Here is a 24,431-nt window from a genome sequence, read left to right as displayed (position 1 = left end):
CTCAGCCGGTGAGCGCGTCCAACGCCAGGTCCACGTCCGCCTCGGTGGTGTAGAGGTGGAACGAGGCACGGACCCGCCCGGCGCGGACCGCCGCCCGCACCCCGGCCCGCTCGAGCCGCTGCTGCGCGTCGGGCACCTCCACCGCGACGATCGCGCTGCGGCCCGGCGGTTGCCCCAGCCCGGCCAGGAACCGGTTCGCCAGCGCCACGTCGTGTGCCCCGATCACCGCCGGCCCGAGCTCGGCGACCAGTTCCAGGGCCGGCGCGGTGCCCACCCAGCTGAACCAGGCCGGGGAGATGTCGAACCGACGGGCGTCGTCGGCCAACCGCAGCGGCGGGCCGTAGTAGGAGGAGTGCGGGTCCTTGCCCGCGTACCAGCCGGCGGCGTCCGGGCGCATCCGCTCCCGCAGCGCCGGGGCAAGGTAGGCCAGGGCCGAGCCGCGCGGCGCCATCAGCCACTTGTACGCCCCGACCGCGACCGCATCGGCCAGCGCCGCGTCGAACGGGAGCCACCCGCACGCCTGGGTGGCGTCCACCACCACCAGCGCGCCGTGCGCGCGGGCCGCGGCCACGATCTCGGCGTACGGGGCGACGGCCCCGTCAGCGGACTGCACCAGGCTGAACGCCACCAGATCGGTGCCGGCGTCGATCGCGTCGCACAGACCGGCCAACGGCACGGTGCGCACCCGCACCCCCCGCTCCTGCTGCACCAGCCAGGGAAAGAGGTTGGAGGTGAACTCGACCTCCGGGACGACCACGGCGGCTCCGGCCGGCAGGGCAGCGGCGACCGGCGCGAGCAGTTGCGACACGGTGCTGCCGACCGCGACGTCCACCACCGGCACGCCGACCAGACCGGCGAACGCCTCCCGGGACCGCTCGGTCGCCTCCCCCCACACCTCCCACGAGGTACGCCCCACCCGCCAGTCGGCCAGCGCGTCCTGCACCGCCGTCCAGACCGGCTCGGGTGGGAGCCCGTAGCTGGCGGTGTTCAACCAACCGGGCTCCGGCTGCCACAGCTTGCGTGCCTGTTCCAGCTCCATGGGATCGAGGCTAGTGACGACGCGGCTGCCCGGTCAGCGCCAATCAGGTGGTGGTGGCCCCCGCCCGGCACCGCCCGTCCCGCACCGCCGGGCACCCGGCACCCGGGTCGGCCTTGACAGGCGGACCTAGGTTGATGATCCACATCGCGACCAACCCCTGGAAGGGTGATGCCCCGTGCCGGTCGGCTTCACATTCGCCGTCATTCTCGGAATCGGGCTGGTGTTCTCCGGCGCGACGGCGCTCGTCGCCCGCAACCGGGGCGTCAAGCAGATGTCCGCGCTGGTCGCACTCGGCTTCCTGGTCGGGACGGTGGCCTTCGCCGTGGGGTCGAGCGCCCACTCCGTCCCGATCCGCTCGGTCGGGATCGTCACCAGTTTCAACAAGCCGACCGGCGAGGTCACCGGCTCCGGACTCAAGTGGGTCGCCCCCTGGCAGAAGGTCGGCGAGTGGGACGCCGGCCGGCAGAAGTACGACCACATCGGCGGCGACCAGTGCGTGCGGGTCCGCACCGGCACCCTCGCCGACGCCTGCGTGGAGGTGCTGATCGAGTGGCAGGTCAAGCCCGAGAACGCGCCGAAGCAGTTCATGGACTACAAGGGCGACTTCGAGAGCTTCCGCGGCCAGCGGGTGGGGGTGCAGCTCGACAGCGCCGTCAACGACGCCTTCGCCGCGTACAACCCGCTGGAGAAGATCGACGCCCGGACGGGCAACCTGAACGTCGACCTCAAGCCGTTCGCCGAGGGCATCCGGGGCAACGCCGAGGGCCGGCTCTCCGGCGACGTCGACATCCTGTCCGTGACCATCACCCGGGTCAACCACGACGACAAGACCGAGGGCAACATCAAGGCCTTCCAGGACAAGCTGGCGCAGACCCGCAACCTCGAACAGGACCGCAAGAACGCCGACATCCAGAAGCAGATCACCGAGACCAACGCCAAGGTCGACAAGGTGTCCCGCTGCCTGGAGATCGCGGAGAAGAACGGCAGCACCCCCGGGCTGTGCATCAACCCGGGGATCGTGACCGGCGGCAAGTGACGCCCCGCCCGGCGGGGTGACGACCTGCCGGGCGGGGTGACCACCGCCCGGCGGGTCAGCTGACGTTGGCCGGGCCGAGGACGCTCTTCAGGTCACCCATCAGCGCGGTGGTGGCGGCCACCCGGAACGGCCCGAGCCGCAGCGTGGTCACCTTGCCGCCGTTGAGCAGCTTGACGTGCACCTCGGTGTCGCCGGGATGCAGCACCAGGGTCTCCTTGAGCCGTTCCACCAGCGGCGGCGTGCAGCGGTGCACCGGGATGGTCAACGTCACCGGCTTGTTGGCCGGGTTGCTGGTGACGTCCGGCATGGACATGTCCATCGCCATGATCCGTGGGGTGTCGTCGCGCCGGTCCACCCGGCCCTTGACCACCACGATCGCGTCCTCGGCGATGTACTGGCCGATCACCTCGTAGGTGTTCGGGAAGAACAGCGTCTCCACCCCGCCGGCCAGGTCCTCCAGGGCGGCCGAGGCCCAGGCCCGGCCCTGCTTGGTGACCCGGCGCTGGACGCCGGAGAGGATGCCGGCCAGGGTGACCACCGCGCCGTCGGGCACGGTGCCCTCCTCGGACAGCGCGGCGATCGTGGTGTCGGCCGCCGCGCCGAGGACGTGTTCCAGGCCGAACAGCGGGTGGTCGGAGACGTAGAGGCCGAGCATCTCGCGTTCGAAGGCGAGCTTGTCCCGCTTGTCCCACTCCGCATCGCCGATCACCGGCATCACGGTGGTGCTGCCGCCGGTGTCGGCGTCGCCGAAGCCGGCGCCGAAGAGGTCGTACTGGCCGACGGCCTCCTTGCGCTTGACGTCGGCGAAGGCGTCGATGGCGTCGGCGTGCACGGCGAGCAGGCCCTTGCGGGAGTGCTCGAGCGAGTCGAACGCGCCCGCCTTGATCAGGGATTCGATGGTCTTCTTGTTGCAGACCACCGCGTCGACCTTGGACAGGAAGTCGTAGAAGTCGGCGTACTCGCCCTTCTCGTCGCGGCACCGCATGATCGCCGCGACCACGTTCGCGCCGACGTTGCGCACGGCGGCCAGGCCGAAGCGGATGTCCTTGCCGACCGGGGTGAACGGACCGGCGGAGGTGTTCACGTCCGGCGGCAGCACCTGGATCCGCATCCGGCGGCACTCCGACAGATAGAGTGCCATCTTGTCCTTGTCGTCACCGACGGAGGTGAGCAGCGCCGCCATGTACTCGGCCGGGTAGTGCGCCTTGAGGTACGCCGTCCAGTACGACACCAGCCCGTACGCGGCGGAGTGCGCCTTGTTGAAGGCGTATCCGGCGAACGGCACCAGGACGTCCCAGACCGCCTGGATCGCCGTGTCGGAGTAGCCGCGCTCGCGGCAGCCGTCCCGGAACGGGATGAACTCCTTGTCGAGGATCTCCTTCTTCTTCTTGCCCATCGCCCGGCGCAGCAGGTCGGCCTGGCCGAGGGTGTAGCCGGCGAGGATCTGCGCGGCGCGCTGCACCTGCTCCTGGTAGACGATCAGGCCGTGGGTGGGGGCGAGGATCTCCCGCAGCGGCTCCTCCAGCTCCGGGTGGATCGGGGTGATCTCCTGGAGGCCGTTCTTGCGCAGCGCGTAGTTGGTGTGCGAGTCGACGCCCATCGGGCCGGGCCGGTAGAGCGCCAGCACGGCGGAGATGTCCTCGAAGTTGTCCGGCTTCATCAGCCGCAGCAGCGAGCGCATCGGCCCGCCGTCGAGCTGGAACACGCCGAGGGTGTCGCCCCGGGCGAGCAGCTCGTAGGCGGGCTTGTCGTCCAGCGGCAGGGCCAGCAGGTCGAGCTGCTTGCCGTGGTTGAGCTGGATGTTCTTGACCGCGTCGTCGATGATCGTCAGGTTGCGCAGGCCGAGGAAGTCCATCTTCAACAGCCCGAGCGACTCGCAGGTCGGGTAGTCGAACTGGGTGATGATCGCCCCGTCGGCGTCCCGGCGGGTCAGCGGGATGTGCTCGATGATCGGCTCGGCGGACATGATGACGCCGGCGGCGTGCACGCCGGTCTGCCGGATCAGCCCCTCGATGCCCTTGGCGGTGTCGATCACCTTGCGGACGTCCGGGTCGGTCTCGTAGAGACCCCGGATCTCGCCGGCCTCGGCGTAGCGGGGGTGCTTGGGGTCGAAGATGCCGGTGAGCGGGATGTCCTTGCCCATCACGGCCGGGGGCATCGCCTTGGTGATCCGGTCGCCGACCGCGTACGGGAAGCCGAGGACCCGGGCCGAGTCCTTGATCGCGGCCTTCGCCTTGATCGTACCGAAGGTGGCGATCTGGGCGACCTTGTCCTCGCCCCACTTGTCGGTGACGTACTTGATCACCTCGCCGCGCCGACGCTCGTCGAAGTCGATGTCGACATCCGGCATCGAGACCCGCTCGGGGTTGAGGAACCGCTCGAAGATCAGGCCGTGCGGGATCGGGTCCAGGTCGGTGATGCCCAGCGCGTACGCGACCAACGAGCCGGCGGCCGACCCGCGGCCCGGACCGACCGCGATGCCCTGGTTCTTGGCCCACTGGATGAAGTCGGCGACCACCAGGAAGTACGACGGGAAGCCCATCTGGTTGATGACGCCCAGCTCGTACTCGGCCTGCACCACGTGCCCCTCGGGGATGCCCCCGGGATAGCGGCGGGCCAGCCCCTTGAAGGTCTCCTTGCGGAACCAGGACTCCTCGGTCTCCCCCTCGGGCACCGGGAAGCGCGGCATCAGGTTGTGGAACTCGAACATTCCGCTCGGGTCGACCTTCTCGGCGACCAGCAGGGTGTTGCGGCAGCCCTGCTGCCAGAACTCCGAGGAGTCGACCGCGCGCATCTGGTCGGCGGACTTGACGAAGTAGCCGCCGCCCTCGAAGCGGAACCGGTTCGGGTCGGCGACGTTGCTGCCGGTCTGCACACAGAGCAGCACGTCGTGCGCCTCGGCCTGGGCCTCGTGCGTGTAGTGCGAGTCGTTGGTGACCACCGGCGGGATGTCCAGCTTGCGGGCGATCGTGATGAGATCTTCCCGGACCCGCTGCTCGATGGAGAGCCCGTGGTCCATGATCTCCAGGAAGTAGTTCTCCCGACCGAAGATGTCCTGGTAGGTGGCGGCAACCTTGAGCGCCTCGTCGAACTGGCCGAGCCGCAGCCGGGTCTGCACCGCGCCGGACGGGCAGCCGGTGGTCGCCATGATCCCCTCGGCGTGCTCGGCGATCAGCTCCATGTCCATCCGGGGCCACTTGACGTAGTGCCCCTCCATGGACGCGCGCGAGTTGAGGGTGAACAGGTTCTTCAGGCCCTGCGCGTTGCGCGCCCACATGGTCTTGTGGGTGATCGCGCCGTTACCGGAGACGTCGTCGCTCTTCTGCTCCGGCCGACCCCACTTGACCCGCGCCTTGTGATAGCGCGACTCCGGCGCCACGTACGCCTCGACGCCCAGGATCGGAGTGATGCCGGCGGCCATGGCCTGCTTGTAGAAGTCGTTCGCGCCGTGCATGTTGCCGTGATCGGTGATCGCCACCGCCGGCATCCCGAGCCGGTTGGCCTCGGCGAAGAGGTCCTTCAGCCGGGCCGCCCCGTCGAGCATCGAGTACTCGGTGTGTACGTGCAGATGCGCGAACGAATCGCCCATGCGTGGCGTCCCCCCGGATCGGATCATGGGTCACGAGATCAGGCCGGTCCACGATAGCGCCGGCCGGCGGACCCCTCGGCACCGCCGCGCGGGGCCCGGTGCCGGGTCCACCGATCGAGTCCCAACCCGTCACCGGACGTCACGATCCGACTGCCTACCGATCGCGTCGGCTTCCCCGGCGAGCCGCCAGGACGGGCAGGTCACCCGCGACGGCCGGAGCACGCGGTGGGCCCCGGGCGGTCGCCCGGGGCCCACTTCTACCGGTCAGTGCCGAACCGTCGCGGTCACTCCTCGGTGCTGCGTCGCGACCGGCGGGCGACCATCAGGGCGGCGGTGCCGGTGGCGACCATCGCGGTGCCGATGCCGAACGTCCAGGCCAGGCCGGAACCGCTGTCGCCGGTCACCGGCAGGTGCGGGTGCCTCGTCGGGGTCGGCGACACCGTCGGCTGGGTCGGCGAAGCCGTGGGCTGCGTCGGCGAAGCCGTGGGCTGCGTCGGGCTGGCCGTCGGTGAGGTCGGGGCCAACGGCCGCTCACAGTTCGCCTGCGCCAGGATGACCGTGCCCACCGGGATGGTCACGGGCTGACCGCCGACGACCGCGCCGGTCAACTGGACGGTGGCCTGCACGGCGATGGCCGCAGCGGTGTCGGCGGTGACCGTCTCGACGCTGGTGAGGGTGACGGTGAGAGCGGCACCGACCAGGCCGGGAACCGTCACCGCGGCACTCGCGGTGACACCGGGAGTGTTCGGCACCAGCACGACCGGTGCGCCGAACAGGGTCAGTCCGACGACGTTGGTGTCCGCGGTGGGGGCGCCGACCTGCGGGCAGTTCACCGCCGCGCTGATCAGATCCGCGTTGAGCACGGGAACGCCCAGCACACCGAGGGTCAGCGCGGTGATGTCGGAGTTGGCCAGGGACGCGGTGGGGCCCCGGGTCGCGCTGACCTGCACCACGGTGCCGCTGGCGGTGACCCCCACGGCACCGGGGATGACCACCGCCAGACCGGTGGTGGAGTCGGTGCCGCCGCCGGCCGGTGCCGTCGCACTGCCGATGGTCGCGTTGGCGCTGATGACCGGCTCCCCGAGGACGGTGGCGGAGAGATCGACCACCACGCCCCGCGCGCTCGCGTCGCCCGGCGCCGCCACTGCGGGCCCACCGGTCGCCAGTGCCATGAAACCGGCGATCCCCGTGCCCGCAACGGCCACTGTCGCCACTGATGCCATTCGCCTTACCAGTTTCACGCTCTCGCCTCTTGTTCGTCTCTCCTCCCGACGATCGGGAGGAATTACCTGCAAGTAGACTAAACGGACTTAAATGTCGAAACAGAGAAATGCGGATAGCCGGCAAACCGGATGCGTTCCCTCGCCGGCCGACGCGTTCCCCACCGCGTTCACCGCCGGGGCGCGGGGTGCAGGGTCCAAGGGAGACCCTGGGCGACCGGTCCTGCTCCCGATCTCCACCGCTGCCCCGCCGCCCCGAGCCGCTCGTCCACCATGGGCCACGGCCTGCGTGACCGGTCGGCTGGCCGACTCGGCAACCACGGGGCCGGCCCCGGCGTCCTACCCTCGACAGCACGACACGGCGGTGGTCGGGAGACCTGGCATGCTCCTCTCGGACGACATCGACGACCTGGCCCGAGCCGCCGCCCAGGGCGTGCCGGGCGCGGTCGACGCGCTGCTGGCGGCGGTACGCCCCGAGGTCCTGCGACTCTGCGGCCGACTGCTGCCGTACCGCGAGGACGCCGAGGAGGCCTGCCAGGACGCCCTGCTCGCGCTGGCCCGGGGCATCGGACGATTCGAGGGCCGGTCCTCCTTCCACACCTGGCTGTACCGGCTCACCGCCAACCGGGCCCGGTTGACCTACCGGGCGCTGCGTCGACGCTGGCAGGTCGAGGCCGGCGGCGTGCCGCTGCCCGACCCGCCCGACCCGCGGCGCACCAGCGTGGTCGCCGGCACCCGGCTCGACCTGCTCGACGCGCTGGACGCGGTCCGCCCCGAGCTGGCCGAGGCGCTGACCCTGCGCGACGTGCTCGGCCTGTCCTACCGCGAGATCGCCACCCTGCTCGACGTGCCGGAGGGAACCGTGAAGTCCCGCGTCCACCTGGCCCGCCGGCAGGTACGGGAACGGCTGACCGGTGACTGAGCCGCGACGCCGGGCCCCCGTCGCGCCCGCACCGCCCCGCCACCCCGACCGGCCAACCAACGACCGTTCGCCCACCGACCCTCGGCCGGGTCGCCGGGCGACGGGGTGGCTCGACGGGGTGGCTCGACGCAGCGCCGCTCGGAAGGCATCCGTGTCGGGGTAACGGTCGGCGGGGCGGGACGCGGGGGCCCGACGCAGCACCGTAGCCACCGGTCCGGGCACACCCACCGCGCGCAGCCGTTGATCGGGACCGCCGAGCAGCCGGAGCCCCAACCGGCCCAACCCGAACACCTCGCTGCGGGTGTCCACCACGGCCAGCGGATCGTCCTGCTCGGGCGCCATGTAGCCGGGGTGCCGGCGCGGGCCGTCAGCCCGGACGCGGCGGCGAGCGCCTTGGCCAGCCCCAGGTCCGCGATGACCACCCGAGGACCGGGTCGTGGCCGAGCCAGACGGTCGCGAAGGAGCCCGTGCCGAGCAGCCGCTCGATCCGGTAGGACCCGATCCACGCCGGAGTGCTCATCGCCCCACCCCCACCGCACGGTAACCGGCGTCGACGGATGACGGGGACCGCCGCGGGCCGGGACCGGTCGGGAAATCGGCGAACCTAGTCCGGCCGGGCGGAGACCAACAGAACGACAGACCCGTACCGCCGAAGGAGTTGCGTCATGCATCGTCTCCCCGCCATCCTGCTCGCCAGCGTGCTGGCCCTCGCCACCGCCGCGCCGGCCACTGCCGCGCCCGCCACCGCTCCGCCGGCCGACGCCGCCCGGCCGGGCTCCGACAACAACGCCCGGTCCGGCTCCACCGTGGACCTCCCGCCGGGCCGCTCGGGCCCGGCGGCCGACAGCACCGACCTGCTCAGCGTCCGGGGAGCGGGTCCGTTCCGGATCGGAGCGTCGCTGACCCGGCTCACCTCGGCCGGACTGATCGACTGGACGGCCGTCGGGTGCGACGGCGTCGTCCAGGCCGGCGTCACCGGCGAGTGGGCCGGGGTGATCCTGTTGGCCTTCCGGGACGGGCGGCTGGTCGAGGTGGGTACCGCCACCGCGCCGCCCCGGTCGCCGGCCGGGGCGGCGGTGGGCATGACCTTCGCCGAGCTGGCACAGGTGTACGGCCGACAGGGCTCGTTGATCCACAGCGATGCCGGGGACGCCACGGCGTACCTGGTGCGGTTCGGCAGTCGGGTGGAGCTGTTCACCGGGCACCCGGTCCGGCCGGTCGTCGGCTACTTCCAGGTCGGGCCGGCGGACCACGTCGAGCGGGCCTTCCGGCAGGGTCGCTCCTGCTGACGACCGTACGGGCAGGGGCGTCTTGGCTTCCTCGACGTCCCTGCCGGCGTGCTGGCATGTCCCACATTGATGTACCAGTCGACATTAGTGTGCGCCACACACTATGGTGTGAAGCATGGTCAGCGACGAGATCCTGCGAACCCATCTCCAGGAGCTGCGTCGAGGCACCGTGGTGGTGGCCAGCCTGCTGGCCCTGCGCCAGCCCGGTTACGGCTACGCGCTGCTGCAACGCCTCGCCGGGCACGGCTTCCCGGTCGACGCCAACACCCTCTATCCCCTGCTCCGGCGGCTGGAGGAGCAGGGGCTGCTGACCAGCGAGTGGAACACCGAGGAGAGCCGGCCGCGCAAGTTCTACCGCACCAGCGCCGACGGGGAGACGGTCCTGGCCCGACTGCTGGACGACCTCGCCGCCGTACAGACCTCCGTGACCGGGCTGATCGAAGGAGCCGACCGATGAGCACCCTGACCGACCGCTACCTCGCGGCCACCCTGCGGGCGGTGCCGGCACCCCGACGGGAAGAGATCGCCACCGAGCTGCGCGCCGCCATCGAGGACATGATCGACGATCGGACCGGCGGCGGGCAGGACGACGCCACCGCCGAACGTGAGGTGCTCACCGAGCTGGGCCACCCGGAGCGCCTGGCCGCCCGCTACGCCGACCGCCGGCTCCAACTCATCGGCCCCACCTACTACCTGGTCTGGCAGCGGGTGCTGCGGCGGCTGCTGACCACCATCCCCGGTGCGGTGGGCGTCATCGTCGGGGTGGTCCAGGCAACCCTCGGCGACAACCCTGCCGGGGCCATCGGGTCGGGCATCAGCGTCGCCTTCCAGACGGCCGTGCAGATCGCCTTCTGGGTGACCCTCAGCTTCGCCGTCCTGGAACGCACCGCCGCCCCGCCGAAGCTGCCCGAATGGAGCGTCGACCAACTGCCCGAGGCACCGGTGGAGCGCGACGTCCGGCTCACCGACACCTGCGCCTCGGTGGCGATGATCCTGCTCACCCTGGCCTTCCTGCCCTGGCAGCACTTCCGGTCCTGGGCCCGGGGCACCGGAGGCGAACGAATCCCGCTGCTCGACCCGGCGCTGTGGACGTCCTGGCTGCCGGTGCTGGCCGCCGCGCTGCTGGCCAGCCTGGCCCTGGAGGTGGTGAAGTACCGCACCGGGCGGTGGACCTGGCCGCTCGTCGCGGTCAACGCCCTGCTCGACCTGGCCTTCGCCGTACCGCTGGTCTGGCTGGTGCTCACCGACCGGCTGCTCAACCCGGACCTGGTCGCCCGGTTCGCCTGGTTGCGCGACGGCGACGGTCTGCACACCGTCACCCGGGGCACGGTCGTGGCCGTCGCGGCGATCACGCTCTGGGACGTCGTCGACAGCGTGGTGAAGACCCGCCGGTCCGGCGCCTGAACCCCGGTCCCGGTCCGGCGCACACGGGGACGCCGGACCGGGACCGGCCCGGCCGGCCGCCCTGGCCACGATGGTTCTCCCTGGTCACGACGGTCAGCAGGGCACGCTGTCCCAGCCAGCCGGCAGCCGTGGCACCGGCCAGGACGGGTCCGGCCGCCAGTCCGCCCAGCCCGTGTCCCACCAGCGCTGCCCCGCGTCGAGCAGGTCGGCGATCCGGTCCCCCTCGGCCCGGATCGCCGCTGCCATGCCCGGATAAGCCGGCGAAGGTACGGTCGGGCCCGGTCCAGAAGACGTCGACCGAGTGCGCCTCGCCGGGGCGTTGCAGCATCAGCTTGCCGTGCCCGGACCACACGGTGCGCCCGGCGGTCCACCACGGGTGTCGGCCGCACGGGAAGACGCCGGCCTCGGGAAAGCCCAACTCGGTGCCCGACGGCAGGTAGAGCGCCAGCAGGTCGGCGGTGTCCGCAACGCAGATGGTGGGGCAGCCGAACCACACCTCACCGCGCAGGATCTCCCGCCGGACGACCACGTCGCCCGGCGGGAACCGACGTCGCGTCACCGGGATCAGGCGTCGACGGCCGCCATCACGTCGTCGGAGACGTCGAAGTTCGCGTAGACGTTCTGCACGTCGTCGCAGTCCTCCAGAACGTCGATCAGCTTGAAGATCTTGCGCGCACCGTCCTCGTCCAGCGGCACGTTGACGCTGGGGATCAGGGCGGACTCGGCCGACTCGTACTCGATCCCGGCGTCGCGCAGGGCGGTGCGGACGGCGATCAGGTCGGTCGGCTCGGAGACCACCTCGTACGCCTCACCGAGGTCGTTGACCTCCTCGGCGCCGGCGTCGAGGACCGCCATCATCACGTCGTCCTCCGTGGTGTCGGCCTTGGGGACGATCACCACGCCCTTGCGGGAGAACATGTACGACACCGAGCCGGCGTCGGCGAGCGAGCCGCCGTTGCGGGTCAACGCCGTCCGGACCTCGGTGGCGGCCCGGTTACGGTTGTCGGTCAGGCACTCGATCAGCATCGCCACGCCACTCGGGCCGTAACCCTCGTACATGATGGTCTGCCAGTCCGCGCCGCCGGCCTCTAGGCCGGAGCCACGCTTGACCGCGCGGTCGATGTTGTCGTTCGGGACCGAGCTCTTCTTGGCCTTCTGGATGGCGTCGAAGAGGGTCGGGTTGCCGGCCGGGTCACCGCCGCCGGTCCGCGCCGCGACCTCGACGTTCTTGATCAGCTTGGCGAACATCTTGCCGCGCTTGGCGTCGATGACGGCCTTCTTGTGCTTGGTGGTCGCCCACTTGGAGTGGCCGGACATCTCGTACCTCCGTCTGTTGACTCACGCCTCGCGTCGACTGGCCGCGCCGACTCCAGGCCAGGACCGGTCGCACTGGAGGGCTGCGACGGGCAGTGCCCGCGCCGAACCGCGGCAATCCTACCGAGAGCACCCACCCCACCGTCACACCCGGCGCGTCACCAGCACGAGCCCACCCCCGAATCGTCGCCCTTTGCCCGTTTCAGCGGCCGGACCGAGGCGGGCTCAACCGGCGGCCCGGACCAGGTCCGTGAAGTAGCGGTGCAGGCGCAGGTCGCCGGTCAGCTCCGGATGGAAGGAGGTGGCCAGCAGGTTGCCCTGGCGGACGGCGACGATCCGGTCGACGGCCGGGCCACCGGTGATCCGACCCAGCACCTCGACGCCGTCGCCGACCCGCTCGACCCAGGGGGCGCGGATGAAGACCGCATGGAACGGCCCGCCGTCGACCCCGGTGATCTCCACCGGGGCCTCGAACGAGTCGACCTGACGACCGAACGCGTTGCGCCGCACGGTCATCCCGATGCCGGCGAAGCCCCGCTGGTCGGGGCGGCCGTCCAGCACCTCGTCGGCCAGCATGATCATGCCGGCGCAGGACCCGTAGACCGGCATCCCGTCGGTGATCCGCTTGTCGATCGGCCCGCGCAGCCCGAAGATGTCCACGAGCTTGCTCATGGTGGTGGACTCCCCGCCGGGGATGACCAGCCCGTCGACCGCGTCCAGTTCAGCCGGCCGGCGCACCGGACGAGCGTCCGCGCCGACCCCGGCGAGGGCGGCGACATGCTCGCGGACGTCCCCCTGCAGCGCGAGCACCCCGATCACCGGTCCGCGCACGTCCCCTCCTCGCGTCACCAACCGCGCTCGGCCAGCCGGTGCGGCTGGGGGATCTCGTCGACGTTGATGCCGACCATCGCCTCGCCCAGGCCGCGGGACACCTTGGCCAGCACGTCCGGGTCGTCGTGGAAGGTGGTGGCCTTGACGATCGCGGCGGCCCGCTGGGCCGGGTTGCCGGACTTGAAGATGCCGGAGCCGACGAAGACGCCCTCCGCGCCGAGCTGCATCATCATCGCGGCGTCGGCCGGGGTGGCGATGCCGCCCGCGGTGAACAGCACCACCGGCAGCTTCCCGGTCTCGGCAACCTCCTTGACCAGGTCGTACGGGGCCTGCAACTCCTTGGCCGCGACGAACAGCTCGTCGGCCGGCAGCGAGCTGAGCCGGGCGATCTCCTGGCGGATCTTCCGCATGTGCATGGTGGCGTTGGAGACGTCGCCGGTGCCGGCCTCGCCCTTGGAACGGATCATGGCCGCCCCCTCGGTGATCCGGCGCAGCGCCTCACCCAGGTTGGTCGCGCCGCAGACGAAGGGGACGGTGAACGCCCACTTGTCGATGTGGTTGGCGTAGTCGGCCGGGGTCAACACCTCGGACTCGTCGACGTAGTCGACGCCGAGCGACTGGAGGACCTGGGCCTCGACGAAGTGACCGATCCGGGCCTTGGCCATCACCGGGATGGAGACGGCCGCGATGATGCCGTCGATCATGTCCGGGTCGCTCATCCGGGACACCCCGCCCTGGGCGCGGATGTCGGCCGGCACCCGCTCCAGCGCCATGACGGCGACGGCGCCGGCGTCCTCGGCGATCCTGGCCTGCTCGGCGGTGACCACATCCATGATCACACCGCCCTTGAGCATCTCGGCCATGCCGCGCTTCACACGGGCGGTGCCCCAGACCTGGTTGGCACCGGCGCTCGGAGAGGTCGTTTCGGGCACGGTTCATCACTCCTCGGACCTGCTCGGGGGGCTGGCTCCGGCTGATGCTACGACGCCCCGGACGCCGCTCCGACAGCCAATCAGCCCCACGGTGGCCTGCCCGGTGGCCCCCGTCACCCGACGCCCGCACCGCCCACCGCCACGTCACCCGACGCCGGCACCGCCCCATCGCCACGTCACCCGACGCCGGCACCGCCCCATCGCCACGTCACCCAGCGCCGGCACCCGTCCCGTCACCCGGCACGGCGCACCCCGGTATCCCCTGGTCAGCTGGTGGGGACGTCGGCGGGGAGGGCCAGGGTGGGGTCGTCGACGTCGAAGTAGCGTGGCCAGGGGTGGCGGCGGCCCATCCGGCACAACCGGACCAGCGGACGGCTCCGCGCGGCGCGGGCGTCCCGGACCAGGTCGGTGTGCACCTGCCGGGACAGGGCCAGTCGTCGGCTCGCCGCGATCACCGCCTCGCAGTCGGGATCGGTCGGGTCGAGCCGGACCGCCCGCAGCTGCCGGGTGAGGTCGTTCTCGGCGGCCTCCCGCTCCTCGGGCACGGCGTCCAGGGCGATCCGCGCCGCCGCGTACAGCTCCACGCCGTACCGCTTCTCGGCCAGCACCGCGGCGGCGGCGGCCCGGCGCAGCAGGTGGGCGTCGAGCGCCCGCGCCGCCGATTCCGCCCGGGTCTGCAGCCGCTCGACCCGGCCGGCCGTCCAGACCAGGTAGACCACGATCAGGCCGACGACGACCGCGGCGACCAGCGCCGCCCACACGTGCGGCATCGTCGTGGTCACTCCGGACCACCCAGCCCCGCCCACTCCTGGTCGATGACCCGGCCGTCGGTGGCCTCGATCGCCGCCGCGTAGACCTCCAGCACCCGGCGGGCCACCACCGGCCAGTCGTAGCTGGCGGCCACCAGGTCGCCGCAGGCGCTCAACGCGGCCCGCTGGTCCGGGTCGTCGAGCAGCTCGGTCAGGGCGGCCCGCAGGCCGACCGCGTCGCCGGTCGGGAAGAGCCGGCCGGCCCGCCCGCCGTCGAGGACCCGGCGGAAGGCGTCGAGGTCGCTGGCGACCACCGTGGCACCGGCGGCCAACGCCTCGGTGAGGATCATGCCGAACGACTCCCCGCCGGTGTTCGGGGCGACATAGAGGTGCACGCTGCGCAGCATCCGGGCCTTGTCCGGCTCGGAGACCAGCCCGAGGAACGTCACCCGGTCGCGCAGCTCCGCCGGGAACCGCCCGTACAGGTCGTCCGGGTCGCCCGGCCCGGCCACCAGCAGGCGCAACCCGGGCCGGTGCGGGGCCAGCGCGACGAAGGCGTCCCGCAGGATCGGGAAACCCTTGCGGGCCTCGGTGAACCGGCCCAGGAAACCCAGCGTGCCGCCGGTGCCCGGCCCGCACTCCCCCGGCCAGCCGGGCAACGGCTCGACCCCGGCGAACTTCGCCACCGCCACCCCGTTGGGGATCTCCACCGCTCCGCCGTCGAGGTGCTCGACCTGCACCTTGCGGGCCAGCGCGCTGACCGCGATCCGGGCGGTGATCCGTTCCAGCAGGATCTGCAGCATGCCCTGCGCGGCGGCCAGCATCCGGGACCGGGTCAACGCGGTGTGGAAGGTCGCCACCACCGGCCCCCGGGCCGACAGCACCGCCATCATCGACAGGCTCGGGATCAGCGGCTCGTGCACGTGCAGCACGTCGAAGTCGCCCCGGGTGATCCACCGCCGCACCCGGGTCGTGTAGAAGGGCCCGAACGCGATCCGGGCCACCGAACCGTTGTACGGCAGTGGCACCGTCCGGCCGGCGGCGACCACGTACGGCGGCAGCGTCGACTCCTCGTCGGCGGGGGCCAGGACGCTCACCTCGTGCCCCAACCCGAGCAGCGCCTCGGCCAGGTCCATGACGTGGTTCTGCACCCCGCCCGGGACGTCGAAGGAGTACGGGCACACGATGCCGATCCGCACTGGCGCCCCCTCCCTCAGACCGAACCGGCGCTGGCCGGGGGCGGCGGCGCGGTGGACCCGCCGTCGGTGGAGCCCCGCTGGTCCAGCCACATTCGTTGCAACATGTGCCAGTCTTCCGGATGACGGGCGATGCCCGTCGCCATACAGTCGGCAATCCGCTGGGTCAGCACCCGGACCCGCTCGTCCAAGGGTGCGCCGTCCGGCTCGGGCACCGGCAACGGGCCCTCCAGCTGCGCGCGTGGCATCTCCGGTTCGTACCACAGCGAGGCAACGTAGAGCGGGGCCCCGGTACGGATGGTCAGCAGGGCGGGCCCGGCCGGCATCCGGGTCCGGGCACCGAAGAAGTCGACCTCGATGCCCCGGGCGGACAGGTCCCGATCGGCCAGCAGCGGCACCACCGTGCCGGCGCGCAGCCGGTCCACCAGCACGTCGAAGGCGGGACGGGCGCCGCCGTTGCTGGGCAGGATCTCCATGCCCAGGCCCTGGCGGAAGGCGAGGAACCGCTCGTAGACACCCTCCGGCTTGAGCCGTTCGGCGACCGTGGTGATCGGCCAGCCGCTGGCGGCCACCCAGGCGCCGGCGGCGTCCCAGTTGCCGGCGTGCGGCAACGCCACCACCGCGCCCCGGCCGGCCGCCACGTCGGCGGCGAGCATCTCCGAGCCGCCCAGGTGGAACCCGGCGAGGATCTGCTGGCGGCTCAACGAGGGCAGCCGGAACGCCTCCATCCAGTACCGGGCGTACGACCGCAGGCCGCGCTTGACCAGCGCGTCCAGCTCCGCCTCGGGCAGTTCGGGGCCGACCACCCGACGCAGGTTGGCGCGCAGTCGGGTGGTAGCGGTGCCGTGGGCGCGGTGGGCGCGGTCGGCACCCGCCCGGAAGGCCGCGGCGACCACGGGCCGGGGCAGCGCGCGGGCCAGCCGCCAGCCGGCGACGTAGCCGAGTTCGGTGAGGTTCACTCCTGGCCGACCAGCTGTGCCTGCCGGTAGACGTGGACCACCCGCTGCCCCACCGTGAAGATCGACACGGCGGCGAGCAGCCAGAGCGCGATCTCCAGGGCGGGCCGGACGCCGAGGCCGGTGAGCAGCCCACCGACGCCGACGATCAGCAGCCGCTCGGTGCGCTCGGCGACGCCGACGTTGCTGGTCATCCCCAGCCCTTCGGCGCGGGCCTTGACGTAGGAGACCAACCCGCCGGCGGCGAGGCAGATCAGCGCGGCGGCCACCCCGGAGTGGTTGCCCTCGGTGGCCATCAGGTAGGCGACCGCACCGAAGACCGCACTGTCGGCGACCCGGTCCATCGACGAGTCGAGAAACGCGCCGAACCGGGTCGAGCCGCCGCTCATCCGGGCCATCGTCCCGTCGAGCATGTCGGTCAGCGCGAAGAACGTCACGATCAGCGCGCCGGCGACCAGTTGGCCGCGGGCACCGAAACCGAGCGCGCCGACGAGCACGCCGACGGTGCCGGTCACGGTGACCGCGTTGGGGGACACACCCGCGCGGAGCAGACCGCGCGCGACCGGCTCCACGACGCGGGTCATCCCCGCGCGGGCCGTCTCTTGGAAGATCTTCGCCATGGCGGTCCCACGATAACGGCCGGCAGCGGCGGGCGAAACGGCCGGTCGTCCGACCCGCCCGGCGAAGACTTGTGTCGGTTCCCGACCGGGTGTGAGATCGGGGTGGAAGGTGAGCCAGCTCACCTCCCACCCCCGTTGACCGTCGGTCGTCAGCAGACCACCGGAGGATATCGCCGCGGTACCCGCTCGGGCCCGCTTCCCGTCGCGCGCGGCGGTCGCCATCCACCACCGGCTGAGGGAGGTGCGCCGCGATGGCGCAGAAGAACCAGGAGAAGGGCTCCACCGGCGACGTGCCGGTGGTGACCGCGCCCGACCGGGTGCGCAACGTGGTGCTCGTCGGGCATTCCGGGGCCGGCAAGACGACCCTGGTCGAGGCGCTGCTCGCGGCCAGCGGCACGATCGGCCGGGCCGGCACCGTCGCCGCCGGCACCACCGTCTGCGACCACGACCCCGCAGCGGTACGCCAACAGCGCTCGGTCAGCCTGGCCTGCGCCCCGCTGGTGCACGCCGGGGTCAAGGTCAACCTCCTGGACACGCCCGGCTACGGCGACTTCGTCGGTGAGCTGCGGGCCGGTCTGCGGGCCGCCGACGCCGCGCTGTTCGTGGTCTCCGCCGTCGACGGGATGGACGCCGCCACCGCCGCCCTCTGGGAGGAGTGCGCCGCGGTCGACCTGCCGCGCGCCGTCGCGGTCGCCCGGCTGGACCACCCGCGCGCCGACTTCGACGAGACGGTGGCGCTGTGCCAGCGGGTCTTCGGGGACAACGTGCTCCCGCTGCACCTGCCGATGCTCGGCGACGACGGCGAGTCGGTGGCGGGGCTGCTGGCGCTGATCACCCGGCGGGTCCACGACTACTCGGCCGGGCTGCCCGCCGCCGTACGGGAACCGGACCCACAGCACCTGCCGGCCATCACCGAGTCCCGCGCCGAGCTGATCGAGGGGATCATCGCCGAGAGCGAGGACGAGACCCTGATGGACCGCTACCTCGACGGCGAGGAGATCGACACCGAGGTGCTGATCACCGACCTGGAGCGGGCGGTCGCCCGGGGTCACTTCTACCCGGTGGTGCCGGTCTGCGCGGCCACCGGCGTCGGGCTGGACGTCCTGCTCGACGGTCTGGTGTCGGCGTTCCCGTCACCGCTTGCCCGCGAGGTGCCGGCGGTCACCGGACTGGACGGCTCCCCCCGGCCCCCGCTGAGCTGCGACCCGGACGGCCCGTTGGTCGCCGAGGTGGTCAGGACCGCCGTCGACCGGCACGTCGGCCGGGTCTGCCTGGTCCGGGTCTTCTCCGGCACGCTGCGCCCCGACCAGACGGTGCACGTGTCGGGGCACGGGATGGCCGACCGCGGCCACCCGGACCACGATGCCGACGAGCGGGTCGGGCACGTCTACAGCCCGCTCGGGGCGAACCTGCGGGAGGTGCCCGCCTGCGTCGCGGGCGACATCTGCGCGATCACCAAGTCGGGTAGCGCGGAGACCGGCGACACCGTCTCGGCGAAGGACGAGCCGCTGCTGATCGCGCCCTGGGAGATGCCGGAGCCGCTGCTGCCGGTGGCGATCGTGGCCCGCGGCCGGGCCGACGAGGACGCTCTGGCCCGCAACCTGGGCCGGCTGGTCGTCGGCGACCCGACGCTGCGGCTGGAGCGCAACCCGGAGACCCACCAGCTGGTGCTCTGGTGCATGGGTGAGGCGCACGCCGACGTGGTGCTCGACCGGCTCCGGGCCGGCGGGGTGGAGCTGGACACCGAGCCGGTGCGGGTGGCGCTGCGGGAGACGTTCACGGTTGCCGCGAAGGGACACGGCCGGCACGTCAAGCAGTCCGGTGGGCACGGCCAGTACGCCGTCTGCGACATCGAGGTGGAGCCGCTGCCCCGGGGTGGGGGCTTCGAGTTCGTCGACCGGGTGGTCGGCGGGGCGGTGCCGCACCACTACGTGCCGTCGGTGGAGAAGGGCATCCGGGCGCAGTTGGCGCGGGGCCTGGTCGCCGGGCAGCCGGTGGTGGACCTGCGGGTGACCCTGGTCGACGGCAAGGCGCACAGCGTCGACTCCTCCGACGCCGCGTTCCAGACCGCCGGCGCGCTCGCGCTGCGCGACGCCGCCGAGCGGGGCGAGCCGACGCTGTTGGAGCCGGTGGACGAGGTGGTGATCCGGGTCGCCGACTCCTCGGTCGGCGCGGTGCTGGGTGACCTGTCCGGCCGCCGGGGCCGGGTGCTCGGCACCGAGGCCGATCCGGACGCCGAGGGCCGCACCCTGGTCCGTGCCGAGGTCCCCGCCCTCGAACTGCTGCGCTACGCAACCGAGCTACGCGCCCTCACCGCCGGCACCGCCACCTTCCACCGCCACTTCTCCCACTACCACCCCTCACCCACCCCCTAACCCGAAAGCACACCTACCTTCTCCCAATCAGGCCCCCTCCGCCCCGCAAACCACCCAGAACCACCCCACCCCCCACCCCCACCCCACGTCGCCATGCCCACCCCCCACCCCCGCGTCGATCATGGAGTTCTGGTGGACGCAATGCCCTGATAAAGACCTTTTGCGGGGCACCACAACTCCATGATCGACGCGGGCGGGGGTGGGGTGGGGGTGGGTGGGGGTGGGGGTTGGGTGGGGGGTTAGGGGCGGGCGGCGGGGATGGGGGGGAGGGGCCAGTAGGGGCGGTCGGCGTCGCGTAAGGCGGCCGTACGCAGGGCGGCGAGCTGCCGTTCCACCTCGGCGAAGTGGTCCGGGGCGAGTGGGCCGAGATGCAGGGCGGCGGCGTTCTCCTCGACCTGGGCGACGGTACGGCAGCCGGGGATCGGCACCGTCCGGCCGCTGCGCGCCCAGATCCAGCCCAGCGCGCCCTGGACCAGGGTCCGGCCGTCGGCGGTGAGCGCACCCCGGACGGCGGAGACCCGGCGCAGCCACTCCGGTGCCGGTCGACCGCTACGGAACCACTCCAGCCAGCCCGGGGCCATCCCCCGTACGTCGTCGCGGGGCACCGTCGAGCCGGTGGTGTACTTGCCGGTGAGCAGCCCCATCCCGAGCGGCCCCCGGTCGACGCTGGCCAGGTCGTGCTTGTCGCAGGTGGCCAGCATCACCGGGGCGTCCCGCAGCACCGACAGGCTGTGCTGGATCGCGGTGGCGTGCGGCGCGAACTGGGCGAACGCGGCGGCCCGGTCGGCCCGGTCGGTGCTCCACCCGTACGCCCGGACCAGGCCGTCGGCGACCAGTTCCTCACAGGTGTCGACCAGCGCCTCCACCCGGGGCAGCGGCAGATCGCCGAGGTGCAGTTGGTAGAGGTCGATGCGGTCGGTGCCCAGCCGGCGCAACGAGTCGACGACCGCCCGCCGCAGGTAGGCCGGGGAGGCGTCCTCGCCGGTGACCTGGCGGGCCCGCTCGTCGAAGGTGTACCCCCACTTGGTGGCGATCACCGCCTCGTCCCGGCGGCCGGCCAGCGCCCGCCCGAGGACCCGCTCACTGTGCCCCGCGCCGTACGTGTCGGCGGTGTCGAAGAGGGTCACTCCGAGGTCGAGCGCGCGGCGTACGGCCCGCACCGACTCCTCGTCGTCGACCGCGCCCCAGCCCAGCGGTTGGCGCCCCTCGGCCCAGGGGCCACCGATCGCCCAACACCCCATGCCGAGGGCGCTGACCTCGATGCCGCTGCGACCCAACAATCGTGTCGTCACTGCCATCGACGCATCGTGTCACCTCCGGGGCACGCGGGGGGACGAAGCTGACGCATCGTGTCCGACCGGCCACATGCGACATGCGTGTCGTCCCCGACCGACACCTCCGGCACTGCGAACCGGCGTCATCCCCGGCCGACGCCGTCGGCCCCCGGCCCGGCCCACGTCGGCAGGCCGGCCCACGTCGGCAGGCCGGCCCACGTCGGCAGGCCGGCCCACGTCGGCAGGCCGGCCCACGTCGGCAGGCCGGCCCACGTCGGCCAGCACGGGCCCCCGGCCGCCCAGGGCCCCGGCCGATGGCGGTCAGCGCGGTAGGACCCGAGCCAGCGGCAGCGGAGTCGGCTGCCCGGGCCAGGCGCCGGTCAGCGTGGCAGCGGTCGGCCCGTCCCCGGGCAGCCCGCCGGCCGACCCGTCGCCGGGCTGACCCTCGCCGGGCAACCGGCGCGCGACGACCAGGTCGACGGTGTCGGTGACGATGCGGGTCGGGTCGCCGTCGATCACCTGGCATGCCGCGCCCACGACGGGAGTCGCCGCGCTGCCGGTGATGGCCACCGTCATGGACGGCTCGCGGCGTTCCCGTGCGCCGTCGACCTCGAAGTACTCCTCGGCCTGACCGGTGCCGGTCAGGATCGCGGCGGACAGGGTGGCCGCGTAGACCGGGTCACCGCAGGCGTCGTAGACCCAGCGGAGGCCGAGCACCGAGTGCCGGGTGGTGCCGACCACCCACTCGTCGGCACCGTCCAGCGGGGCGTCCCGGTAGGTCAGCGGGACCTGGTACACCGGACCGGCGTCGACCCGGACGAGCATCGTCTCGATGCCCACCGCGCCGGCGGGGTCGTCGAACCGGTAGGCCGCCACCCGGACCGGCTCGCCGTCGGCCGGCCCCTCGTACCACCGCCGGCCGGGCAGCCAGGCGGCCAGGAGTTCGAGTTTCGTGGGGCGGATCTCCGCCCGGTGCAGCAGCGCCATGATCACATCCTAGGAATCGACCCCGTCGGTCAGGACGGCCAGGCGCGGGCGAGCAGCTCACGGGTGTCGGAGAGCAGTTGTGGCAGCACCTTCGTCCGGCCGATCACCGGCATGAAGTTGATGTCCCCGCCCCACCGGGGCACCACGTGCTGGTGCAGGTGGGCGGCGATGCCCGCGCCGGCCACCCCGCCCTGGTTCATCCCCAGGTTGAACCCGTGCGCGCTGCTGACCTGCCGGACCACCCGCATCGCGGTCTGGGTCAGGGCCGCCAGCTCCACCGTTTCGGCCTGGTCGAGGTCGGTGTAGTCGGCCACGTGCCGGTAGGGGCAGACCAGCAGGTGCCCCGGGTTGTACGGGTAGAGGTTGAGCACCGCGAAGACGTGCGCGCCCCGGGCGACCACCAGGCTCTGCTCCGCCGGCAGCCCGGGGGCCAGGCAGAACGGGCAGCCGGCCGGCTTCTCGTAGCCGCCCTCGGGTCGGTCCCCGCCGGAGATGTAGGTCATCCGGTGCGGTGTCCAGAGCCGGTCGAGCCCGTCCGCCAGGCCGTCGTCCGCAGGGCCGTGGTCCGTGTCGCCGTCGAAGTGCCGCTCCGCCCCAGTCACACCACCGATCCTACGATCCCCGGGACAGACGCCACCGGCCCGCATCGGCGGGCCGGTGGCCGGCGGGGTCAGTTCTCGGCGGCGGACGGCCCCGAGTTGGCGCGCGAGGAGACCACGTCGAGCACGTGGGTGACCGCCTCGGCGACCGGCACCCCGTTGCGCTGGGAACCGTCGCGGTAGCGGAACGAGACCGTGCCGGCGGCCACGTCGTCGTCGCCGGCGATCACCATGAACGGGATCTTCTGCTGCTGCGCGGTGCGGATCTTCTTCTGCATCCGGTCGTCGCCCGCGTCGACCTGGGCCCGGATGCCCTCGGCGCGCAGCGCCGCGACGAAACCGTGCAGGTAGTCGGTGTGGTCCTCCCGGATCGGGATGCCGATCACCTGCACCGGGGCCAGCCAGGCCGGGAACGCCCCGGCGTAGTGCTCGGTGAGCACCCCGAAGAACCGCTCGATCGAGCCGAAGAGCGCCCGGTGGATCATCACCGGCCGCTGCCGGCTGCCGTCGGCCGCCTGGTACTCCAGGCCGAACCGCTCGGGGAGGTTGAAGTCGACCTGGATGGTGGACATCTGCCAGGTCCGGCCGATGGCGTCCTTGGCCTGTACGGAGATCTTCGGCCCGTAGAAGGCCGCGCCGCCCGGGTCGGGCACCAGGGTCAGCCCGGACTCCTCGGCGGCGGAGCGCAGCGCCTCGGTGGCCCGCTCCCAGTTCTCGTCGGTGCCGACCGACTTGTCCGGGTTACGGGTGGACAGCTCCAGGTAGAAGTCGTCGAGGCCGTAGTCGCGCAGCAGTTCGAGGACGAACGCGAGCAGCGACTTCAGCTCGCCGGCCATCTGCTCCTCGGTGCAGAAGATGTGCGCGTCGTCCTGGGTCATGCCCCGGACCCGGGTCAGGCCGTGCACCACACCGGACTTCTCGTACCGGTAGACCGTGCCGAACTCGAACATCCGCAGCGGCAGTTCCCGGTAGGAGCGGCCCCGGGACCGGAAGATCAGGTCGTGCATCGGGCAGTTCATCGGCTTGAGGTAGTAGTTCGCCCCCTCCACCTCCATGGGCGGGAACATCCCGTCGGCGTACCAGTCGAGGTGCCCGGAGACCTCGTACAGGTGGCCCTTGGTGATGTGCGGAGTGTTGACGAACGAGTAGCCGGCCTGCTCGTGCTTGACCCGGGAGTAGTTCTCCATCTCCCGGCGGATGATGCCGCCCTTGGGGTGGAAGACCGCCAGGCCGGAGCCCAGCTCGTCGGGGAAGCTGAACAGGTCGAGGTCCACCCCGAGCTTGCGGTGGTCGCGCCGGGCGGCCTCCTCCAGCAGCTTCAGGTACGCCTTCAGCTCGTCGCGGGTCGGCCAGGCGGTGCCGTAGACCCGCTGGAGCTGCGGGTTCTTCTCCGAGCCCCGCCAGTACGCGGCGGCCGAGCGCATCAGCTTGAACGCCCCGATCAGCCGGGTGTTCGGCAGGTGCGGGCCCCGGCACAGGTCCGACCAGCAGACCTTGTCCTCGGTCGCGGCGAGGTTGTCGTAGATGGTCAGCTCGCCGCCGCCCACCTCCATCACCTCACTGGTGTCCAGCCCCTCGCCCTTGACGTCGATCAGCTCCAGCTTGAACGGCTCGGCGGCCAGCTCGGCCTTCGCCTCGTCCAGGCTGCCGAAGCGGCGGCGGCGGAACCGCTGGCCGGACTTGACGATCTCCTGCATCCGCTTCTCGAGCTTGGCCAGGTCGTCCGGCTGGAACGGCTTGTCGACGGCGAAGTCGTAGTAGAAGCCGTTCTCGATCGGCGGGCCGATGCCGAGCCTGGCGTCGGGGAAGACGTCCTGCACGGCCTGGGCGAGCACGTGCGCGGTGGAGTGCCGCAGCACGTTGAGCCCGTCCGGCGAGTCGAGGGTGACCGGTTCGACGGTGGTGTCCTCGGCGGGGGCCCAGTCCAGGTCGCGCAGCTGGCCCTGCGGGTCGCGGACCACCACGACCGCCTTCGGCCCGGCGGCGGGCAGCCCGGCCGCGGCCACCGCGCCGGCCGCCGTCGTCCCGGCGGCGACGACGACGGGGTCGGCCACAACGGGGGTACGGGGTGCGGACACGGTGACTCCTCAACGGCAGAC

At 72.3% G+C, this 24,431-nt stretch carries 22 protein-coding genes; 6 read left to right on the top strand and 16 right to left on the bottom strand.

The window, feature by feature from the left end; all coding sequences use genetic code 11:
• Position 1 precedes the first annotated feature (1 nt).
• The gene (locus ACIG87_RS11635; protein WP_396850389.1) at positions 2 to 1,039 is read right to left on the bottom strand and encodes an aminotransferase class V-fold PLP-dependent enzyme; all 1,038 of its coding nucleotides are present in this window, start codon (positions 1,037 to 1,039) and stop codon (positions 2 to 4) included.
• 175 nt (positions 1,040 to 1,214) lie between these two features.
• Between ACIG87_RS11635 and ACIG87_RS11630 the strand changes: the two genes are divergently transcribed.
• Positions 1,215 to 2,075, top strand: coding sequence for an SPFH domain-containing protein (locus ACIG87_RS11630; RefSeq protein ID WP_396850387.1), 861 nt, complete (start codon positions 1,215 to 1,217; stop codon positions 2,073 to 2,075).
• 55 nt (positions 2,076 to 2,130) lie between these two features.
• Here ACIG87_RS11630 and dnaE read toward each other — a convergent pair whose 3' ends face one another.
• Entirely contained in the window at positions 2,131 to 5,664 is a 3,534-nt protein-coding gene (gene dnaE / locus ACIG87_RS11625; RefSeq protein ID WP_396850385.1) for a DNA polymerase III subunit alpha, read from the bottom strand.
• Between the two features lie 284 nt (positions 5,665 to 5,948).
• Positions 5,949 to 6,836 (bottom strand): hypothetical protein, encoded by an 888-nt coding sequence (locus ACIG87_RS11620; protein WP_396850383.1) that lies wholly within the window; start codon positions 6,834 to 6,836, stop codon positions 5,949 to 5,951.
• 430 nt (positions 6,837 to 7,266) lie between these two features.
• On the opposite strand from ACIG87_RS11620, the gene ACIG87_RS11615 reads away from it, so the two are divergent.
• Entirely contained in the window at positions 7,267 to 7,806 is a 540-nt protein-coding gene (locus tag ACIG87_RS11615) for an RNA polymerase sigma factor (protein ID WP_396850381.1), read from the top strand.
• Between the two features lie 367 nt (positions 7,807 to 8,173).
• Here ACIG87_RS11615 and ACIG87_RS11610 read toward each other — a convergent pair whose 3' ends face one another.
• On the bottom strand, positions 8,174 to 8,326 hold the full coding sequence (locus ACIG87_RS11610) for a hypothetical protein (protein ID WP_396850379.1): 153 nt from the start codon (positions 8,324 to 8,326) through the stop codon (positions 8,174 to 8,176).
• Between the two features lie 145 nt (positions 8,327 to 8,471).
• Here ACIG87_RS11610 and ACIG87_RS11605 point away from each other — a divergent pair, with 145 nt between their 5' ends.
• The 3 genes from ACIG87_RS11605 to ACIG87_RS11595 all read left to right on the top strand — a co-directional run bounded on the left by ACIG87_RS11605 (position 8,472) and on the right by ACIG87_RS11595 (position 10,499).
• Positions 8,472 to 9,095, top strand: a complete 624-nt coding sequence (locus ACIG87_RS11605; RefSeq protein WP_396850377.1) for a hypothetical protein — start codon at positions 8,472 to 8,474, stop codon at positions 9,093 to 9,095.
• Positions 9,096 to 9,210: 115 nt separating this feature from the next.
• Positions 9,211 to 9,552 (top strand): PadR family transcriptional regulator, encoded by a 342-nt coding sequence (locus tag ACIG87_RS11600; protein ID WP_396850375.1) that lies wholly within the window; start codon positions 9,211 to 9,213, stop codon positions 9,550 to 9,552.
• Positions 9,549 to 10,499 carry a permease prefix domain 1-containing protein gene (locus tag ACIG87_RS11595; RefSeq protein WP_396850373.1) on the top strand — a complete coding sequence of 317 codons (951 nt, stop codon included), beginning with the start codon at positions 9,549 to 9,551 and terminating at the stop codon, positions 10,497 to 10,499. Before ACIG87_RS11600 ends, ACIG87_RS11595 begins: the two co-directional genes overlap by 4 nt.
• A 93-nt stretch (positions 10,500 to 10,592) precedes the next feature.
• Here the strand turns inward: ACIG87_RS11595 and ACIG87_RS11590 are convergent, their stop codons facing one another.
• The 8 genes from ACIG87_RS11590 to pgsA form a co-directional block, all read right to left on the bottom strand.
• Complete coding sequence (locus ACIG87_RS11590) at positions 10,593 to 10,745, bottom strand: hypothetical protein (RefSeq protein ID WP_396850371.1); 153 nt, start codon at positions 10,743 to 10,745, stop codon at positions 10,593 to 10,595.
• 318 nt (positions 10,746 to 11,063) lie between these two features.
• The gene (locus tag ACIG87_RS11585) at positions 11,064 to 11,816 is read right to left on the bottom strand and encodes a YebC/PmpR family DNA-binding transcriptional regulator (RefSeq protein WP_396850369.1); all 753 of its coding nucleotides are present in this window, start codon (positions 11,814 to 11,816) and stop codon (positions 11,064 to 11,066) included.
• A gap of 222 nt (positions 11,817 to 12,038) precedes the next feature.
• A complete protein-coding gene (gene pdxT, locus ACIG87_RS11580) occupies positions 12,039 to 12,644 on the bottom strand; it encodes a pyridoxal 5'-phosphate synthase glutaminase subunit PdxT (RefSeq protein WP_396850368.1) in 606 nt (201 codons plus the stop codon).
• A gap of 14 nt (positions 12,645 to 12,658) precedes the next feature.
• Entirely contained in the window at positions 12,659 to 13,576 is a 918-nt protein-coding gene (pdxS, locus tag ACIG87_RS11575; RefSeq protein WP_396850366.1) for a pyridoxal 5'-phosphate synthase lyase subunit PdxS, read from the bottom strand.
• 266 nt (positions 13,577 to 13,842) lie between these two features.
• Complete coding sequence (locus tag ACIG87_RS11570; protein WP_396850562.1) at positions 13,843 to 14,346, bottom strand: hypothetical protein; 504 nt, start codon at positions 14,344 to 14,346, stop codon at positions 13,843 to 13,845.
• A gap of 8 nt (positions 14,347 to 14,354) precedes the next feature.
• Positions 14,355 to 15,524, bottom strand: coding sequence for a glycosyltransferase family 4 protein (locus tag ACIG87_RS11565; protein WP_396850364.1), 1,170 nt, complete (start codon positions 15,522 to 15,524; stop codon positions 14,355 to 14,357).
• 14 nt (positions 15,525 to 15,538) lie between these two features.
• Positions 15,539 to 16,480: a phosphatidylinositol mannoside acyltransferase gene (locus tag ACIG87_RS11560; protein ID WP_396850362.1), complete on the bottom strand. Its 942-nt coding sequence runs from the start codon at positions 16,478 to 16,480 to the stop codon at positions 15,539 to 15,541.
• On the bottom strand, positions 16,477 to 17,097 hold the full coding sequence (gene pgsA, locus ACIG87_RS11555) for a phosphatidylinositol phosphate synthase (RefSeq protein WP_396850361.1): 621 nt from the start codon (positions 17,095 to 17,097) through the stop codon (positions 16,477 to 16,479). Before pgsA ends, ACIG87_RS11560 begins: the two co-directional genes overlap by 4 nt.
• Before the next feature lie 251 nt (positions 17,098 to 17,348).
• On the opposite strand from pgsA, the gene ACIG87_RS11550 reads away from it, so the two are divergent.
• Positions 17,349 to 19,472 carry an elongation factor G-like protein EF-G2 gene (locus ACIG87_RS11550; RefSeq protein WP_396850360.1) on the top strand — a complete coding sequence of 708 codons (2,124 nt, stop codon included), beginning with the start codon at positions 17,349 to 17,351 and terminating at the stop codon, positions 19,470 to 19,472.
• A gap of 239 nt (positions 19,473 to 19,711) precedes the next feature.
• Here the strand turns inward: ACIG87_RS11550 and ACIG87_RS11545 are convergent, their stop codons facing one another.
• The 4 genes from ACIG87_RS11545 to thrS form a co-directional block, all read right to left on the bottom strand.
• Positions 19,712 to 20,770 (bottom strand): aldo/keto reductase, encoded by a 1,059-nt coding sequence (locus ACIG87_RS11545; protein WP_396850358.1) that lies wholly within the window; start codon positions 20,768 to 20,770, stop codon positions 19,712 to 19,714.
• 297 nt (positions 20,771 to 21,067) lie between these two features.
• Positions 21,068 to 21,733 (bottom strand): hypothetical protein, encoded by a 666-nt coding sequence (locus ACIG87_RS11540; RefSeq protein ID WP_396850356.1) that lies wholly within the window; start codon positions 21,731 to 21,733, stop codon positions 21,068 to 21,070.
• A 29-nt stretch (positions 21,734 to 21,762) separates the two neighbouring features.
• A complete protein-coding gene (locus ACIG87_RS11535; RefSeq protein ID WP_396850354.1) occupies positions 21,763 to 22,335 on the bottom strand; it encodes an HIT family protein in 573 nt (190 codons plus the stop codon).
• A 68-nt stretch (positions 22,336 to 22,403) separates the two neighbouring features.
• Positions 22,404 to 24,410, bottom strand: coding sequence for a threonine--tRNA ligase (thrS, locus tag ACIG87_RS11530; RefSeq protein WP_396850353.1), 2,007 nt, complete (start codon positions 24,408 to 24,410; stop codon positions 22,404 to 22,406).
• Between the last annotated feature and the right edge of the window lie 21 nt (positions 24,411 to 24,431).

This window comes from Micromonospora sp. NPDC051925, from assembly GCF_044548625.1.
In the GTDB taxonomy this organism is placed as follows: Bacteria; Actinomycetota; Actinomycetes; order Mycobacteriales; family Micromonosporaceae; genus Micromonospora.
This window is presented reverse-complemented; position numbering and strand designations above follow the sequence as displayed.

Coding starts and splice junctions, on each gene's coding strand:
- ACIG87_RS11635 (WP_396850389.1), bottom strand. CDS start 1,039: ATGGAGCTGGAACAGGCACGCAAGCTGTGGCAGCCGGAGCCCGGTTGG.
- dnaE (WP_396850385.1), bottom strand. CDS start 5,664: ATGGGCGATTCGTTCGCGCATCTGCACGTACACACCGAGTACTCGATG.
- ACIG87_RS11620 (WP_396850383.1), bottom strand. CDS start 6,836: ATGGCACTGGCGACCGGTGGGCCCGCAGTGGCGGCGCCGGGCGACGCG.
- ACIG87_RS11615 (WP_396850381.1), top strand. CDS start 7,267: ATGCTCCTCTCGGACGACATCGACGACCTGGCCCGAGCCGCCGCCCAG.
- ACIG87_RS11610 (WP_396850379.1), bottom strand. CDS start 8,326: ATGAGCACTCCGGCGTGGATCGGGTCCTACCGGATCGAGCGGCTGCTC.
- ACIG87_RS11605 (WP_396850377.1), top strand. CDS start 8,472: ATGCATCGTCTCCCCGCCATCCTGCTCGCCAGCGTGCTGGCCCTCGCC.
- ACIG87_RS11600 (WP_396850375.1), top strand. CDS start 9,211: ATGGTCAGCGACGAGATCCTGCGAACCCATCTCCAGGAGCTGCGTCGA.
- ACIG87_RS11595 (WP_396850373.1), top strand. CDS start 9,549: ATGAGCACCCTGACCGACCGCTACCTCGCGGCCACCCTGCGGGCGGTG.
- ACIG87_RS11590 (WP_396850371.1), bottom strand. CDS start 10,745: ATGGCAGCGGCGATCCGGGCCGAGGGGGACCGGATCGCCGACCTGCTC.
- ACIG87_RS11585 (WP_396850369.1), bottom strand. CDS start 11,816: ATGTCCGGCCACTCCAAGTGGGCGACCACCAAGCACAAGAAGGCCGTC.
- ACIG87_RS11570 (WP_396850562.1), bottom strand. CDS start 14,346: ATGCCGCACGTGTGGGCGGCGCTGGTCGCCGCGGTCGTCGTCGGCCTG.
- pgsA (WP_396850361.1), bottom strand. CDS start 17,097: ATGGCGAAGATCTTCCAAGAGACGGCCCGCGCGGGGATGACCCGCGTC.
- ACIG87_RS11550 (WP_396850360.1), top strand. CDS start 17,349: ATGGCGCAGAAGAACCAGGAGAAGGGCTCCACCGGCGACGTGCCGGTG.
- ACIG87_RS11545 (WP_396850358.1), bottom strand. CDS start 20,770: ATGGCAGTGACGACACGATTGTTGGGTCGCAGCGGCATCGAGGTCAGC.
- ACIG87_RS11540 (WP_396850356.1), bottom strand. CDS start 21,733: ATGGCGCTGCTGCACCGGGCGGAGATCCGCCCCACGAAACTCGAACTC.